Genomic DNA, 16,116 nt, shown 5'->3' on the forward strand with positions numbered 1-16,116 from the left:
CATATTTTAACCCTGGGGGATCGTATGAAGCTGGTTACCGTGGTAATCAAACCGTTCAAGCTGGAAGACGTGCGCGAAGCGCTGTCGTCTATCGGCATTCAGGGACTCACCGTCACTGAAGTCAAAGGCTTTGGCCGTCAGAAAGGGCATGCGGAGCTGTATCGCGGTGCCGAATACAGCGTGAACTTCCTGCCAAAAGTAAAAATTGATATCGCTATTGCGGACGACCAGCTTGATGAGGTTGTGGATGTTATCAGCAAGGCGGCCTACACCGGAAAAATAGGTGACGGGAAGATTTTCGTTGCAGAACTGCAGCGCATCATCCGTATCCGTACCGGTGAAACTGACGAAGCCGCACTGTAATCCGGGGCTAAGAATAGATGGAATGGGATAAAATGAAAAAAATTGCTAACTTCTGCCTCGCCGGGGCCACCTTTTTACCGTCGCTGGCTATGGCTGCCGCACCCGCAGTCGCCGACAAAGCGGATAACGCCTTTATGATGATCTGTACTGCTCTGGTACTGTTCATGACTATTCCTGGCATTGCACTTTTTTATGGCGGTCTGATCCGTGCCAAGAACGTGCTGTCAATGCTGACTCAGGTTGCCATGACTTTTGCGTTGGTGTGCGTATTGTGGATGGTCTACGGTTATTCTCTGGCCTTCAGCGAGGGCAACGCATTCTTTGGTAGCTTTAACTGGGCGATGCTAAAAAATATCGCACCTGGGGCGCTGATGGGGTCTTTCTATCAGTATATTCATATCGCTTTCCAGGCGTCCTTTGCCTGTATCACCGTCGGTTTGATTGTCGGCGCTGTAGCTGAGCGGATCCGTTTCTCTGCGGTGCTGATCTTCGTGGTTATCTGGTTGACCTTTGCCTACCTGCCCATTGCCCATATGGTGTGGGCCGGCGGTTTCCTCGCTCAGGATGGCGCGCTGGATTTTGCCGGGGGGACTGTGGTTCATATCAACGCCGCCGTTGCCGGTTTGGTCGGGGCTTATCTGGTGGGTAAACGTGCCGGCTTCGGCAAAGAAGCCTTTAAACCGCATAATCTGCCGATGGTCTTTACCGGAACGGCAATCCTTTACTTTGGCTGGTTTGGCTTTAACGCCGGCTCCGCCAGCGCGGCTAATGAAATTGCCGCTCTTGCTTTCCTCAACACGGTTATCGCGACCGCTGGTGCGATGCTAAGCTGGACCTTCGGCGAGTGGGCGCTGCGCGGTAAGCCATCACTGCTGGGCGTCAGTTCCGGTGCTATCGCTGGCCTGGTTGCCATTACTCCTGCATGTGGATACGTCGGGGTTGGTGGCGCGTTAATTATTGGTGTGATCGGCGGGCTGGCTGGCCTGTGGGGGGTAACCATCTTGAAAAAATGGCTGCGTGTTGATGACCCCTGTGATGTGTTCGGCGTGCACGGCGTGTGCGGCATCGTTGGTTGCATCCTGACCGGTGTCTTCGCGTCGTCTTCACTGGGCGGAACGGGCTATGCCGAAGGTGTGACCATGAGCCATCAGGTCTGGGTACAACTGTTCAGCGTTGGGCTGACTATCGTCTGGACTGCGGTGGTGGCTTTCGTCGGCTTCAAAGTGGCGGATATAGTCGTCGGACTGCGTGTTCCGGAAGAGCAGGAACGCGAAGGTTTGGATGTCAACAGCCACGGCGAGAATGCTTATAACAATTAGTCTTTGGCATGAAAAGCGAAAGTCACCGATCAAGCGGGCCATTCAAGGCCCGCTTTTTTTATGCGACCATGGCATCAAGAGTTCTGACGTATGACGCCTTCCTGGACGGTGGAAGCCACCAAACTGCCCTGCTGATTGTAGAACTCACCGTGCACAAAGCCGCGGGCGCCAGAGGCGGAAGTGCTTTCAACGCTGTAAAGCAGCCATTCATTGAGATCGAACGAACGGTGGAACCACATCGAATGGTCGATGGTGGCAACCTGCATGCCTGGTTCAAGAAACCCCTTACCGTGTGGCTGCAGCGCTACGGGAAGGAGATTGTAATCTGAAGCATAGCCCAGCAAATATTGATGGATACGTTTGTCGGGGGGCAGGGGGCCGTTCGCGCGTATCCAGCTATAGCGCAGCGGCTTACTGACGTGGCCTTGCAACGGATTATGGAACTCAACCGGGCGGATTTCAAACGGTCTCTCGGCTAAGAACTTATTACGGGCTTTTTCGGGGATAAGCTGCACCATTTTGCGGATAATATCTGACTCGGATGGCAGTGCATCAGGCCCCGGGACCTCGGGCATCGTTTTTTGGTGCTCAAAACCACTCTCATAGCCCTGGAATGAGGCGGTCATATAAAAGATCGGCTGACCATTTTGCACTGCCTTCACCCGGCGGGCGCTAAGACTTTGCCCGTCACGCAAATTTTCCACATCATAGATAATGGTTTTCTGACTGTCGCCAGGACGCAAAAAATAGCTGTGAAATGAGTGGGTGACGCGATCCTGCGGCACCGTTTGTTTGGCGGCGTACAGCGCCTGGCCTACCACCTGGCCGCCAAAAACCTGTCGCAGACCAAGATCTTCACTCTGTCCGCGAAACAGGCCTTCTTCCAGCTTTTCCAGATCCAGCAGGATTAACAGATTATGCAATGCCTGACTCATACCCGGTTCCTCAATATGTTTTATGACTGCAGTGTGCGAAATCTGACCAGATGGTCTCAACGACCGGTTGTACGACCTGTTCAAATACGGCCTGAATATGAAAATAGCGATATACAGGAAAAAATCAGCAACTTGTGCCAGTATTAAACTCACCAAAGTAGTCAAAATTGGCCAATCAGTGGCAATGTTTTGCCGTAAGCACTGAGTTTAAGGAGAAATGATTAATGAAAATCTGGCAAGTATTAAGTGGCGCAGCGCTGGCCGTTGCAATCTCGGGTTGTGCCGATAAAAGCACAAATGTGCCAACTCCTACACTGGGATCTCAGGTCACCGGGCAGTCATCGACGCTGAGAATGCCTAATGTTAGCGGTACGGCATGGATCCGTCAAAAAGTCGCTCTGCCGCCCAACGCGGTACTGACGGTCACCCTTTCTGATGCCTCATTGGCTGACGCACCGTCTAAAATCCTGGCGCAGCGGGTAGTGCGCACAGAAGGGGCACAGGCACCTTTCCGCTTTACCCTGCCGTTCAATCCCGCAGACATTAAGCCAAATGCGCGCATTCTGTTAAGTGCGGCAGTGATGGTAGATGGCAAGTTGCTGTTTATTACCGATACGGTGAAGCAGGTGGTCACCAGCGGCGGCACGCGCCAGGATTTGACGCTGGTTCCGGTCCCCTCAGTCGCCATCCCGACGCAAAGTGGAGCGGCTAACACTGTACCTTTAACGTCACCTACTCAGATTACCCCATCATCCAGCGTTCCGGCTGCGACATCGCTTTAATGACAGCGCCCCGCAAGGGGCGTTACAAACGTTGCCAGCGGTAGCGCTGCAGACAGATTTTCCCCTCCAGAGAAACTTCTATGTTTTCGCTCAACAGCGCCAGGCGCTGCCTGACAAAAACATCCCCAGCCAACGAGATTTCCCCTTTACGATTTATTACCCGATGCCAGGGAAGTTTACTGCCTTCAGGCAATCTTTTCAGTACCCCACCGACCTGGCGAGCAGCGCGGGGTGAACCGGCCAGCAGGGCGACGTCACCGTATGTTACCACCGAGCCATGAGGAATGGCGGCGATGATTTGCCAGATTCGTTGTTGGAAGTTGTCAGATTTCAAACTCATGATGCTCCATGGCGGGGAATAAAATTGCAAATTGAGCAAGAAAACAACGGTTATCAGGAGGTAGCTTGCAATTGGTAAGGGCATCATTGATAATGCCTGCGCTCTGATTAATCAGGGCGTTCAATGGGGGCCCTGTTGGTTCTCCCGCAACGCTAATTTGTGAACTCGGTCAGGTCCGGAAGGAAGCAGCCGTAACAGACGACGCGTGTGCCGGGATGTAGCTGGCAGGGCCCCCACCCAATTCTGCCTTAGCCAGCTCTTTGCCTTCTTTATTCTGCTTCTCAACACCTTTTACGTTTTTAACGGACAAACTTCCAGACAGCGACCGGTACTTTGTCGTACAGCTTATTCATGGTTAGTTCAGCAAGACGGTGATCGGCGGCTGAATAAAATACAGCCAGTTCATCATCAGATAATTCGTACTTGTTCTTTTCAATCACGCGTTCAAGTGTATCGATTGAACGACAACGCCTGAGGCGCATCAGGTAGTCAGTTTTCGTTAGAAGTTTGTCAGTCATTATTAAACCGTAAAAAGAGTTATGGGCTGCTAAATGAATGGCTGGACTGGATCTGGCTCATTACGCATTCTTTAGCAAAAATGTTAAACAATCGCTTCGCTGATTTTTGCCAGCGTTGTAAGTCAAGATTGTTGACACCGTAATTGCTGAAAAGCATAAAGGTGTCGTCCAGATACTCATCAATTTGACTTATCAGATCGCTGTCTTCGATATGCTTGATTTTGTAATTCATTGTGAATGCTGCAATGTGCTCTATCAGGTCGTTAAGCTGAAGATTGCTCGTTGAGGTGGGGTCGTTAACCCAGCCATGATGGCTGTCGCCTAACGTAGCCAGACTTTCATCATACAGGTTTTCACATAAGAATTTCAGCTGCGCAATATCATGCCTTTTCGGTGAGTATTCGTCCATCATTTTTCCCTCCATAGCTCGCGAAACATGCCATTAAGCCGCACTTGTAAACTCAGTGTGCCTGGAATTGGTAATTACGACGCGACTATGAACATCTGTACAAATATAACCTGGTATGAATTATCTGTATCGGTGATGACTAAATATTACAATTCGTCTGACGTTGTTTGGCGATGGTTATCAACAAAGTCGAAAATCAGTTCGTTCGGACTATAGCTAAAGTTGACCGACTGATTGGTTGTTTCAACCGCATCAATATCTAAACAGGCATTGAACAAGTTCCAGCTAAAGCTATAGTTCATTTTATAACGCGATTGCCCTAAATGTTCCAGAGAAATAATTCTGATAGTGTTGGGAACATATCGCGCATCGGATGAATACCACTCAAGGGAACCCACCAGGTCAGTCTCTATTTTAGGAATTGACTGTCGGATTTCTGACATTAATTCAAGCGGATCGACATCAGTTTGGCTGTACTTTACTGGTAAAGTTTTGTGCATTTTTTCCTCGCGGAGATATTTTTTACCCAGGATAGTTGCCAGACATGGCTAAACCGGCGACCCGTTAATTGCAGTATAGCTTATCACAATGATGTGGTGGTTAAATATTCCCCTGTCCGTATTCCCTACATAACAGGTATAAGGGGCCGGTTGAGTTTTATTTATATATAGAGGTCGATGTTGGAAGAGAAATTTGGCGTAATAAATAGATACATTTCATCGTTTATCCTGCCAACGTGCCTGGGTTATTTTATTGTTATATTATAACGCCTTTCAAAGGTGATTCTGACTGAGTGACCCTTTTATCTCCGGTCGTGGGGGGCAACGGCCCGGCCTTGCATCACAGGGTCATTATTTTGCTAACAATAAGTTGGTTGGTACGACGATCCGTCAGGTAATTATCACAGGTCAACAGCTGCCTGGCACCAGCCCTGCACCAGCTGGTCAGTTTAACTGGCGCATAAAGGCCCCGGTGGGGTGGCAGTGACGACATCAAATCATCACTGTTAAAGCCTGGCGAGGCTAGTGCCATACGTTAAGTGGTTTGGCCAGCCTGTCGGTTCCACACTGTCAGGTCGCTGGCTTTCGCACTGGCCGGGAACTGAAAAAGACTGTTCCCGTTTCTAAGGTCGCGATGGGCTACTGGCCGTGCAGTGGCTTTGAGTCGCCCGAACCTGTAAAAACCGCGATAAGGCAAATTAAAAAGGACAGCTGGCGCTATCCTTGATTTGAAGCTGTGAGGCACGTTCCTGTGCGCCGGGACGCTCACAGTCAACGCTTCTTTTTGCCGCCTCTGCCCTGTACGGCTTTGAAACGCGGATTGCTTTTGCAGATCACAAATACGCGGCCGTGACGGCGAACGACTTTGCAATCCTTGTGGCGTTTTTTGGCCGACGCCAGTGAGCTCAGAACCTGCATAATATTGTCCTTATTTTCATTGCGTCAGGAAAACGGTTCAATCTCTGATTGAAGCGCGCAGCACTGCTCTCTTTGGCAAAATTTTTCTGCTTGCCGGTATAGTAAACGTGCGAAGCGGAGGAAGCATCCAGCGGCATACAGGGCATAGCTTCACCTTCAAGCTGGACGGTTCGTTCAGTTGTCGTGGTGGAACCTGCAACAAAATAAGCATCAGCCGTTGTGTCATGGAACACGACCTTGCGGTAAACAGGATGGATTTCCGGTTTCATTACTCCCTCAATTGATATGTTATAATATAACCAAAAGTATGCATCGCCAATCCCTGAATTGCAACCACTCAAAGGGGATATTCAAGGCAAAAAAAAGGCCGCGCAGTTAACCCTGGCGGCCTCTTACTTCCTCACGACGGTTGTCGATTAGTGTTTGTCCACAGGATGGCTGTGTTCAATATCATCTTTGTTTTTACTGAAGCGGCGGCGCACTACCACGAAGAACACCGGTACGAAGAATATCGCCAGCACCGTAGCGGTTACCATGCCGCCCATCACGCCGGTACCTACGGCGTTCTGAGCGCCGGAACCGGCACCGCTACTGATCGCCAACGGCAGCACGCCGAGGATAAATGCCAGTGAGGTCATCAGGATTGGGCGTAAACGCATTCGCACCGCCTCCAGCGTTGCCTCCACCAGGCCTTTTCCTTCTTTCTCCATCAGGTCTTTAGCAAACTCGACAATCAGGATGGCGTTTTTCGCCGACAGCCCGATGGTGGTTAGCAGCCCTACCACAAAGTAGACATCATTACTCAGTCCACGCAGAGTGGTGAAAATTAATGCGCCGATAACCCCAAGCGGTACGACCAGCATAACGGCAAAGGGGATGGACCAGCTTTCGTACAACGCAGCCAGACACAGGAACACCACAATCAATGAAATTGCATACAGTGCCGGAGCCTGATTACCCGATAGTCGTTCCTGGTAAGACATGCCGGTCCAGTCATAGCCGATACCGGTTGGCAACTTAGACGCCAGCTCTTGCATCAGGTTCATCGCTTCACCGGAGCTTTTACCCGCCGCCGGCTGGCCCAGTAGTTCCATCGAAGGAAGACCGTTATAGCGTTCCAGACGTGGTGAACCGTAAACCCATTGTGCGGAAGCAAAGGCGTTAAACGACACCATTTCGCCGTTGGTAGCGCGAACATACCAGTTACCAATGTCAGTTGGCAGCATGCGGTATGGAGCACCACCCATCACGTACACTTTCTTCACACGGCCACGGTCAATGAAGTCATTGACGTATGATCCCCCCAGGCGGCAGCGAGCGTCGTGTTGATATCAGACAGCGAAACCCCCAATGCCTGAGCTTTCTCCTGGTCGATAGTCAGTTTGTACTGTGGGGTGTCTTCCAACCCGTTTGGACGCACACCAACCAGCGTATCTGAATGCTGAGCAATCATCCCCAACAGCTGGTTGCGTGCCGCGGTGAGTTTTTCATGGCCCAGGGCGCCCTGATCGATAAGCTGGAAGTCAAAACCGGTGGCGGTTCCAAGTTCAACAATAGCCGGCAGGTTAAACGGGATCACCATCGCATCTTTGATCGCCGAAAGTGCGCCCATTGCCCGACCGGTAATGGCCGGGACTTTGTTTTCGGCACCAGAACGTTCATCCCAGGGCTTCAGACTGACAAAAGCCAGCCCGGTATTTTGCCCGCGCCCGGCAAAGCCGAAGCCGTTAACGGTAAACACCGAGTTGACGTTCGTCTTTTCTTTATTCAGGTAGTAATCCGTTACCTGGTCGAGCACTTTCTGGGTACGTTCCTGGGTTGCGCCAGCAGGCAGCTGTGCCATGGTCAGAAATACCCCCTGGTCCTCCTCCGGTAGGAAGGAGGTTGGCAGACGCAGGAACAGGAATGCCATACCCACCACAATCAGCAGATAAATCACCAGGTAACGACCGGTACTGCGCACAATATGGCCGACGCTGTCGGTATAGTGATGGGTGCTTTTGTCAAACAGTCGGTTAAACCAGCCAAAGAAACCGGTGGTTTTGCCATGATCGCCTTTATTTATGGGCTTCAACATAGTGGCACAGAGTGCCGGGGTCAGAATCAGTGCAACAATGACCGACAGCACCATCGCCGAAACGATGGTAATCGAGAACTGGCGGTAGATAACGCCGGTAGAACCACCGAAGAAGGCCATCGGGATAAATACCGCTGACAGCACCAGAGCGATGCCGACCAGCGCACCCTGGATCTGATCCATCGACTTGCGCGTGGCTTCTTTTGGCGACAGGCCCTCTTCGGCCATGACACGCTCGACGTTTTCCACCACTACGATGGCGTCATCGACCAGCAGGCCAATAGCCAGCACCATCCCGAACATCGTCAAGGTATTGATTGAGTACCCGAAAGCGCTGATTATGGCGAAAGTACCCAGCAATACGACCGGCACCGCAATCGTTGGGATCAGGGTGGCGCGGAAGTTCTGCAAGAACAGATACATCACCAGGAACACCAGCACGATAGCTTCTACCAGAGTTTTAACCACTTCATTGATCGAAATTTTGACGAATGGCGTGGTGTCATACGGGTAAACCACCTTCAGCCCTGAGGGGAAGAACGGCTCCAGCTTAACTAACTCCGCTTTCACTGCCGCCGCGGTATCCAGTGCGTTTGCTCCGGTAGCCAGCTTGATACCCAAACCCGAGGCAGGTTGCCCGTTATAGCGAGCAATAACCTCGTAATTTTCACCGCCCAGCTCAATATGCGCCACATCGCTCAGGCGTACGCGTGAACCGTCAGCATTCACTTTCAGCAGGATTTTACCGAACTCTTCCGTCGAGGTCAGACGGGTCTGCGCGATGATCGAGGCATTCAGCTGTTGGCCTTTAACCGGCGGTGAACCACCGAGTTGGCCCGCCGCTACCTGGGCGTTCTGCGTGTTAATCGCGCTAATAACGTCTACCGGGGTAAGCTGGTAGTTGTTAAGCTTGTGCGGGTCCATCCAGATACGCATCGCATATTGCGCCCCGAACAGCTGGGTATCCCCCACGCCGGAGACACGACTGAGCGGATCTTTGATATTAGATCCAACGTAGTCGGAGATATCATTCTGCGTCATGGTGCCGCTGTCATTAATGAAACCGGCGACCATCAGAAAGCTGCTGGAGGATTTCTGTACGCTGATCCCCTGTTGCTGGACTTCCTGGGGCAGCAGCGGCGTTGCCAGCTGCAGCTTATTCTGCACCTGCACCTGAGCGATATCGGCATCAGTACCGGACTCGAATGTCAGGGTAAGCTGCAGCGTGCCTGACGAGTCGCTGCTGGAACCCATATACATCAGGCCGTCGATGCCATTCATATTTTGTTCGATAACCTGGGTGACGGAGTCCTGCAGGGTTTTCGCATCGGCGCCCGGGTAGGTCGCCGTGATCTCAATGGCCGGCGGAGCAACGTTAGGATATTGCTCAATCGGCAGTTTCAGGATCGACAGCGTACCCGCCAACATAACAATGATGGCGATAACCCAGGCGAAAATAGGGCGATCGATAAAAAACTTAGCCATGTATCAGCGGCTCCTGTTAAGACTTCGGTTTCTCAGACTGCGCCTGAGTCGTAGTTTTGGCGCCATCGTCGCTGACTTCCTGTGGTGTCACCGTTGCACCTGGTTTCACCCGCTGCAGACCAGTAATAATCACGCGGTCGCCGGCGTTAAGACCTTCAGTCACCAGCCACTTATCACCTATTGCCCGATCGGCGGTCAGATTACGTGATTCAACTTTGTTATCCGGGCCGACCACCATAGCAGTTGCCTGGCCGGTTGGCGTGCGCGTTACGCCTTGCTGAGGGACTAACAGCGCGTTCGGGTTGGTGCCTTCATCCAGACGTGCACGGACAAACATGCCCGGCAGCAGGTGATGATCCGGGTTGGGGAAGATGGCACGCAGAGTGATAGAACCGGTGGTTTCATCAACGGTAACATCAGAGAATTCTAATACTCCGCTCTGAGCGTATTCACTACCGCTCTGCAACAGCAGTTTAACTTCAGCTTTTCCGTTAATTTGCTGCAACTTCCCGGAAGCCAGCTCTTCACGCAGGCGCATAAAATCTTCGCTGGGCTGCGTTACGTCAACATAGACAGGATCCAGCTGCTGTACGCTTGCCAGCGCGGTAGTTTGCGCGCTGGTGACCAACGCCCCTTCGGTTACGGAAGATTTACCAATTCGGCCATCGATCGGCGAGGTTACTTTGGTATAGGCAAGATTAATACGAGCTGACTCTACCGCTGCCCGTGACGCCACAACGGCAGCCGCCGTCTGGCTCTGGGTAGCGACAGCCGTGTCGTAGTCCTGCTGGCTGATATACTTAGTCCCCATCAGGGGTTTGTAGCGTCTTACGGTCGTAGCAGCAATTTGCGCATTGGCCTGTGCCTGTGCCAGATCGCCCTTAGCGCTATCATATGCGGCCTGATAAGTGGCCGGATCGATTTGATATAAAGACTCACCTGCCTTGATATCGCTACCCTCAACGAAGTTGCGTTTCAAAATAATGCCTGAAACCTGTGGGCGAACTTCTGCGACTCGGAACGACGAGGTACGACCTGGCAGGTCGGTAGTGATTTTAAGCGGGGTACTTTTTAACGTTATGATGCCTACTTCTGGCGCCTGCTGCTGTTCAGTCTGCTGTGGATCTTTTTTATCACACGCAGTCAGCGCTAAGCTCCCTGAAAGCATCAGAACGGCCGCCAGAGGCGTTAACCCTCTGTTTTTGTTCATAAATAAACCTCGAATGTCCGATATCGATTGTTCAATGGATTACAAACCCACTGCTGCGTTTAAATTTTAGTCGTGCTATAGTACATACATTCGCAAATGTATGTAAGTCTGAAGCGTTGTAAATCATACCGCTATGGCACGAAATACCAAACAACAAGCGCAGGAAACGCGCAATCACATTATAGATGCGGCTATCAAGCGTTTTTCTGAACATGGCGTTGCTAATACGTCACTGGCGGACATTGCCGCAGGCGCAGGCGTGACGCGAGGTGCAATCTACTGGCATTTTAAAAATAAAACCGATTTGCTCAATGAAATCTGGACTCAGTCCGAATCTGGTTTGACTGCACTGGAACTTGAGTATCAATCAAAATACCCGGAGGATCCACTTTCCGTGATGCGTGCGATGCTTCTGTATGTGTTTGAAGCGACTGCCACCGACCCAAGAAGACGTGCGCTTATGGAAATCATTTACCATAAATGTGAGTTCGTGGGTGAAATGACCACCCTGCAACTGATGCAGCAAAACCTCTATCTTGAATGTTATGAAAAGATAGAAGAGGTGCTGAAAGAGTGTATTGCAGCAAAGCAACTTCCGGAAAACCTGGATACCCGACGCGCCGCGGTGGTGATGCGCGGCTATGTGAGCGGCATCATGGAAAACTGGCTATTTATGCCGGAAAGCTTTGATCTGGCCGAAGATGCTGCGCAACTGGTGGCTACCTTAATTGATATGTTGAACTACAGCGTAACCTTGCGCAAACCGGCCTGATGGCGAATTATGCCAATGCGATGACCTTTTGTTCAAAATCCCGTTGTACAATAGCCAGGGCTGCCAGCACGGTTGCCGGGTCAAGCTGATTTTCCTCAAGTAACATAATCAAATCAACGGCTAGTTTGATTTCTTCTGGCGCAGTTTCCAGCGACATAAGGTCTCCTTATCAGATGTACTGCATAAGCTGAAGCTTTAGATGCGCAGAATTCTGCCCACGCCGGCCATGATCAGCGCACCGACCAGCGCCATTAGCAGGGCATGTGTGTCGAAAACGCTCAGAGAACCGTATTCGAAGTAACTACTGATATATCCGCCGATCAACGCACCGATGGCGGCAAGTACCAGCGAGCTGACCAGCCCACTGGCCCGGGCGGGGAACAGGCGCCAGGCCACAATACCCACCAGCAGGCCGATGACAATCCAGGTAAGCAGACCCATAATATTACCGCTGCTCCAGTCATAAAAGGCTAATAGCCGTCATACTTCAGGCGGCAGGAACGTTGGCAGCGTATTACTCGACTTCGCCCGGGCCTTCCCCCTTTGAGGCAGCGCCAGTACTGTGCAAAACACCATTTCGTTTTGCCTGCAACGCGACTTATTCGGTTATATTATAACCCACGTTCACGGTTTTCAATGGCGCGCTCAATTCGTTTTAAAGCTTGCAGACAACGCTGCAAACGTCCTTCCAGCGCCGCCAGTTCGCGTTGTAAGTGCTGCTGCCGGATCAGCGTTTCCTGCTGCGCTAACAGGCTTTCACGATCGCCGATCATGGCGCGCAGGCGGCGCTCAAAGTCCTGATGTTCCGCCAGCTTCTCGTACAAATTCTCTTTGACTGGGGCCGGGCGGCGCTCGCTGCTGCGCATTTTTTGCGTGGCGACTTCACGCTGTAGCGCGCTCATTTGTAAAACCACCCGTTCGGCCATCCACGCTACGCTTTCAGTGCGGTTATCACGCACGCTTTGCGCTAACTGTGCCAGCGTTTGGCGTACTTCCAGCAAATAATCGCCAAGTCGGGTGGTGTGGCAATGAAACAACTGATGGTCGAAGCGTGCCTGTGTCGTACGCTTATTGGCATGAGGCTCGACGGCCAGCGCCAGCTTTTCGAGCTGAATTTCCAGTTGTTGCAACAAAACTACGCTCTTCATTGGCTTCTCCCCGGCGTTAATCCCGGTATGATAACCTGAATTTAACTCTGAATTATGCGGGCTTGCCATGCGACGTTACATTCTGATGACTTTGGGTTGGTTAGCCATGATATTAGCCACTATCGGCGTTATCCTGCCACTGCTGCCCACCACGCCTTTTTTACTGCTGGCAGCGTGGTGCTTTGCCCGATCGTCGCCGCGCTTTCACGATTGGCTGTTGCATCGTTCGGTGTTTGGGCGTTATCTGCGCTACTGGCAGCAGCACCACGCCATGCCTCCGGGCGCTAAGGGCAAGGCAATCCTGTTTATTTTGCTCACCTTTGCTTTATCACTGTGGATGATCAACATTTTTTGGCTCCGACTCCTGTTACTCGCCATTCTCATCCCGCTGATTATTTTTATCATCCGACTGCCGGTGCATGATACAGGAGATGAATAACCCTGATTTTGCTGAATACGGTTGCAATTGGCCGGCGCTTTGCATAGATTTGGTCGTTTTCGTACGCGGCTTCCCCTCGACGTTTGAATTTCACGCATCGGCGATTGCCGCGTGAGATGAAGCTGCGTGAGTCAGATTTGTTTTTACCGGGCACAAGATTATGACCGCGACTGCGCAGCAGCTTGAATTTCTAAAAAACAGCATCAAAAGCATCCCGGATTATCCTAAACCGGGCATCCTCTTCCGTGATGTCACCAGCCTGCTGGAAGACCCGAAAGCGTTTGCGCTAAGCATTGAACTGTTAGTAGAACGCTATCGTCATGCAGGTATCACCAAGGTAGTGGGCACTGAAGCGCGGGGTTTTCTGTTTGGCGCGCCGGTCGCTCTGGGACTGGGAGTCGGTTTTGTCCCCGTGCGTAAACCGGGCAAACTGCCACGTAAAACCTTTGCCGAAGATTATGCGCTGGAGTACGGCACCGATACGCTGGAGCTGCATTGCGATGCGATCCAGCCGGGCGACGTAGTGCTGGTAGTGGATGATTTGCTGGCAACCGGCGGCACCATTGAAGCGACCGCGAAGCTGATCCGCCGTGCAGGCGGCAGCGTCAAGGATGCGGCTTTTGTTATTAACTTGTTTGACCTCAGTGGCGAAGCTCGCCTGCAAGCACAGGGCATTGAAAGTTATAGCCTGGTGAACTTCCCTGGCCACTAACCGGGATAGGGTCAGCCTTGTCTGGCCCGGTCTTTTTCCACCTTCCGGCGGCTGCCGTTATCCTTCTCTTTTCCCGGTCAAAATGACTGACTTCTGCCGGCCAATCGCAGCCCGGGCGTGATAAAGTGACAGCGATAAGACGACAACGGCGATAAACTGTTATAGTTGCCTGGACTGGTTTACCACAACCCTAATACACCCTATTCCACTCGATGATGAAGTCTTAATGAGCTATCAGGTACTGGCCCGCAAGTGGCGTCCACAAGCGTTTACCGAGGTTGTCGGACAGCAACATGTGCTGACCGCGCTGGCTAATGGTTTGTCCCTTGGCCGCATCCATCACGCTTATCTGTTTTCCGGCACCCGTGGCGTTGGGAAAACCACCATTGCCCGCCTGTTGGCGAAGGGACTTAACTGCGAAACCGGTATCACTGCCACCCCCTGTGGGCAGTGCGATAATTGCCGCGAAATTGAACAGGGCCGCTTTGTCGATCTGATTGAAATCGATGCTGCTTCACGCACTAAGGTGGAAGACACCCGCGATCTACTGGATAACGTACAATATGCGCCGGCGCGCGGGCGTTTTAAGGTCTATCTGATCGATGAAGTGCATATGCTTTCGCGTCACAGCTTTAACGCGCTGTTGAAAACCCTTGAAGAACCGCCGGAACACGTTAAATTTCTGTTGGCCACCACGGATCCGCAGAAGCTGCCGGTCACCATTTTATCACGCTGTCTGCAATTTCATCTTAAAGCGCTGGATCAGGAACAAATCCGTGGTCAGTTGCAGCATGTTCTTCACGCAGAGACTATTAGCGCGGAAAGCCGTGCTCTTCAGCTGCTGGCGCGCGCGGCTGATGGCAGCATGCGTGATGCACTGAGCCTTACCGATCAGGCGATCGCGATGGGGCAGGGGCAGGTCACGACTGCCACCGTCAACGACATGCTCGGGATGCTTGATGATGAACAGCCGCTGGCGCTGATTGAAGCGCTGGTTCACGCCGATGGGGCGCAGGTGATGGCGCTGGTCAACCAGGCGGCCACGCGTGGGGTCGAGTGGGAAGCCCTGCTGGTAGAAATGCTCACGCTGCTGCATCGTGTGGCGATGATCCAGCTGCTGCCTTCTGCGTTGAGTGAAGACATGGCTGCTGTAGCCCAGCGGCTGCGCGAACTGGCCCGGGTGCTGCCGCCCGCCGATGTGCAACTCTATTACCAGACGTTGCTGATGGGGCGCAAAGAGCTATCGCTGGCGCCGGACCGCCGCATGGGTGTTGAAATGACGCTACTGCGTGCGCTGGCTTTCCACCCTAAGGCGGTGATTGCCGAACCGATAGCGCGACCGGCGATGACGCCCGCTGCTTTGCCAGCGCAAGCATCCGCTCAGAGTGAAACGCGCAGCGAAGCGGTGGCACCGCCGTCACCGCAGGTGCCATCGTCTCAGGGGGTATCGGACGCCACCAGCCAGCTCCTGCAGGCGCGAACGCAGTTAATGCGCCATCAGGGGGCGAGCAAGTCAAAAAAGAGTGAGCCGGCAGCGCAGAGTGCGCGGCCGGCAAGTTCATCACTGGAGCGGCTGGCAGCATTCAGCGAGCGCGGGCAGCGGCGTCAGCAGCAGACCGCGGGCGAAGTGGCTCCCATAAAACAAGAAGCCTATCGCTGGAAAGCGCAAAACCCTACGGCAGTGAAAACGGAACCGCGCGCAACGCCCAAAGCGTTGCGCAATGCGTTGGAGTATGAAAAGCACCCGGAGCTGGTCGTTAAGCTGGTGGCGGAATCGCTGGAACGCGATGCCTGGGCGGCTGAAATCGCTGCGCTCACCTTGCCGAAACTGGTGCAACAGCTGGCGTTAAATGCCTGGAAAGAGACCATCGATAACGGCATCTGTCTGCATCTACGCTCTGCCCAGCGTCATCTTAATTCCCCCTCAGCGCAAAAAGCGCTGAAGGAAGCCTTGAGTGAAGCAGCCGGACGCCCTATTGAATTAACCGTGATAGAGGATGATAATTCTGCGGAGCTAACGCCACTGGAGTGGCGGCAAAAGATTTACCAGGAGAAGCTGGCGCAGGCGCGTCAGTCGATTATTACGGATACGCATATTCAGACGCTGTGCCGGTTATTCGGTGCCGAAGTAGACGAAGACAGTATCCGACCTGTTTAAACCGCCGCATCGCTCTGACAGAGATGATGTG

General features: G+C 52.5%; 18 protein-coding genes, 1 other RNA gene, 1 pseudogene and 1 other annotated feature. Of the genes and pseudogenes, 8 read left to right on the forward strand and 12 right to left on the reverse strand.

Features of this window, described 5'->3' with window-relative positions; translation table 11 throughout:
* Positions 1-24: 24 nt before the first annotated feature.
* Positions 25-363 carry a P-II family nitrogen regulator gene (gene glnK, locus JGC47_RS04975; RefSeq protein WP_004156319.1) on the forward strand — a complete coding sequence of 113 codons (339 nt, stop codon included), beginning with the start codon at positions 25-27 and terminating at the stop codon, positions 361-363.
* Between the two features lie 17 nt (positions 364-380).
* Positions 381-1,682 (forward strand): ammonium transporter AmtB, encoded by a 1,302-nt coding sequence (amtB, locus tag JGC47_RS04980; protein ID WP_004172214.1) that lies wholly within the window; start codon positions 381-383, stop codon positions 1,680-1,682.
* A gap of 74 nt (positions 1,683-1,756) precedes the next feature.
* Here the strand turns inward: amtB and tesB are convergent, their stop codons facing one another.
* Positions 1,757-2,617, reverse strand: coding sequence for an acyl-CoA thioesterase II (gene tesB, locus JGC47_RS04985; protein WP_004156324.1), 861 nt, complete (start codon positions 2,615-2,617; stop codon positions 1,757-1,759).
* 224 nt (positions 2,618-2,841) lie between these two features.
* Here tesB and JGC47_RS04990 point away from each other — a divergent pair, with 224 nt between their 5' ends.
* Positions 2,842-3,399, forward strand: coding sequence for a YbaY family lipoprotein (locus JGC47_RS04990; protein ID WP_004156333.1), 558 nt, complete (start codon positions 2,842-2,844; stop codon positions 3,397-3,399).
* A 22-nt stretch (positions 3,400-3,421) separates the two neighbouring features.
* Here the strand turns inward: JGC47_RS04990 and JGC47_RS04995 are convergent, their stop codons facing one another.
* Complete coding sequence (locus tag JGC47_RS04995; RefSeq protein WP_004156334.1) at positions 3,422-3,739, reverse strand: MGMT family protein; 318 nt, start codon at positions 3,737-3,739, stop codon at positions 3,422-3,424.
* Positions 3,740-3,872: 133 nt separating this feature from the next.
* Between JGC47_RS04995 and ffs the strand changes: the two genes are divergently transcribed.
* Positions 3,873-3,969: signal recognition particle sRNA small type (ffs, locus tag JGC47_RS05000), an RNA gene on the forward strand.
* Between the two features lie 69 nt (positions 3,970-4,038).
* On the opposite strand, the gene JGC47_RS05005 is transcribed toward ffs, so the two are convergent.
* From JGC47_RS05005 to JGC47_RS05035, 7 genes and pseudogenes are all read right to left on the reverse strand, one after another.
* The gene (locus JGC47_RS05005) at positions 4,039-4,257 is read right to left on the reverse strand and encodes an HHA domain-containing protein (protein ID WP_004156337.1); all 219 of its coding nucleotides are present in this window, start codon (positions 4,255-4,257) and stop codon (positions 4,039-4,041) included.
* Between the two features lie 19 nt (positions 4,258-4,276).
* Positions 4,277-4,666: an Hha toxicity modulator TomB gene (gene tomB, locus JGC47_RS05010; protein WP_013035913.1), complete on the reverse strand. Its 390-nt coding sequence runs from the start codon at positions 4,664-4,666 to the stop codon at positions 4,277-4,279.
* Between the two features lie 146 nt (positions 4,667-4,812).
* Positions 4,813-5,166, reverse strand: coding sequence for a hypothetical protein (locus tag JGC47_RS05015; RefSeq protein WP_004156342.1), 354 nt, complete (start codon positions 5,164-5,166; stop codon positions 4,813-4,815).
* Between the two features lie 771 nt (positions 5,167-5,937).
* A complete protein-coding gene (gene ykgO / locus JGC47_RS05020; RefSeq protein ID WP_004156349.1) occupies positions 5,938-6,084 on the reverse strand; it encodes a type B 50S ribosomal protein L36 in 147 nt (48 codons plus the stop codon).
* Complete coding sequence (locus JGC47_RS05025; RefSeq protein WP_004156350.1) at positions 6,072-6,353, reverse strand: type B 50S ribosomal protein L31; 282 nt, start codon at positions 6,351-6,353, stop codon at positions 6,072-6,074. The genes ykgO and JGC47_RS05025 overlap by 13 nt, the downstream gene beginning before the upstream one ends.
* 147 nt (positions 6,354-6,500) lie before the next feature.
* Positions 6,501-9,646: pseudogene (acrB, locus tag JGC47_RS05030) on the reverse strand (multidrug efflux RND transporter permease subunit AcrB).
* 16 nt (positions 9,647-9,662) lie between these two features.
* Entirely contained in the window at positions 9,663-10,856 is a 1,194-nt protein-coding gene (locus JGC47_RS05035) for an efflux RND transporter periplasmic adaptor subunit (protein WP_004156355.1), read from the reverse strand.
* A 133-nt stretch (positions 10,857-10,989) separates the two neighbouring features.
* Here JGC47_RS05035 and acrR point away from each other — a divergent pair, with 133 nt between their 5' ends.
* Positions 10,990-11,628, forward strand: coding sequence for a multidrug efflux transporter transcriptional repressor AcrR (acrR, locus tag JGC47_RS05040; RefSeq protein ID WP_004156362.1), 639 nt, complete (start codon positions 10,990-10,992; stop codon positions 11,626-11,628).
* Positions 11,629-11,635: 7 nt separating this feature from the next.
* Here the strand turns inward: acrR and rsmS are convergent, their stop codons facing one another.
* The 3 genes from rsmS to priC form a co-directional block, all read right to left on the reverse strand.
* The gene (gene rsmS, locus JGC47_RS05045) at positions 11,636-11,785 is read right to left on the reverse strand and encodes a pleiotropic regulatory protein RsmS (RefSeq protein WP_004156365.1); all 150 of its coding nucleotides are present in this window, start codon (positions 11,783-11,785) and stop codon (positions 11,636-11,638) included.
* Between the two features lie 38 nt (positions 11,786-11,823).
* Positions 11,824-12,069 carry a GlsB/YeaQ/YmgE family stress response membrane protein gene (locus JGC47_RS05050; protein WP_004156367.1) on the reverse strand — a complete coding sequence of 82 codons (246 nt, stop codon included), beginning with the start codon at positions 12,067-12,069 and terminating at the stop codon, positions 11,824-11,826.
* 170 nt (positions 12,070-12,239) lie between these two features.
* The gene (priC, locus tag JGC47_RS05055) at positions 12,240-12,776 is read right to left on the reverse strand and encodes a primosomal replication protein PriC (protein WP_004156369.1); all 537 of its coding nucleotides are present in this window, start codon (positions 12,774-12,776) and stop codon (positions 12,240-12,242) included.
* A 67-nt stretch (positions 12,777-12,843) separates the two neighbouring features.
* Here priC and JGC47_RS05060 point away from each other — a divergent pair, with 67 nt between their 5' ends.
* The 3 genes from JGC47_RS05060 (at position 12,844) to dnaX (ending at position 16,085) form a co-directional block, all read left to right on the forward strand.
* Positions 12,844-13,215: a DUF454 family protein gene (locus JGC47_RS05060; RefSeq protein ID WP_013035915.1), complete on the forward strand. Its 372-nt coding sequence runs from the start codon at positions 12,844-12,846 to the stop codon at positions 13,213-13,215.
* A 160-nt stretch (positions 13,216-13,375) separates the two neighbouring features.
* Positions 13,376-13,927, forward strand: coding sequence for an adenine phosphoribosyltransferase (gene apt / locus JGC47_RS05065; RefSeq protein WP_004156372.1), 552 nt, complete (start codon positions 13,376-13,378; stop codon positions 13,925-13,927).
* A gap of 226 nt (positions 13,928-14,153) precedes the next feature.
* Positions 14,154-16,085 (forward strand): DNA polymerase III subunit gamma/tau, encoded by a 1,932-nt coding sequence (gene dnaX, locus JGC47_RS05070; protein ID WP_004156374.1) that lies wholly within the window; start codon positions 14,154-14,156, stop codon positions 16,083-16,085.
* Positions 15,424-15,485, forward strand: a sequence feature (DnaX frameshifting element). Its footprint overlaps the gene before it by 62 nt.
* Positions 16,086-16,116: the final 31 nt, after the last annotated feature.

Source organism: Erwinia amylovora (genome assembly GCF_017161565.1).
Taxonomy (GTDB): Bacteria; Pseudomonadota; Gammaproteobacteria; order Enterobacterales; family Enterobacteriaceae; genus Erwinia; species Erwinia amylovora.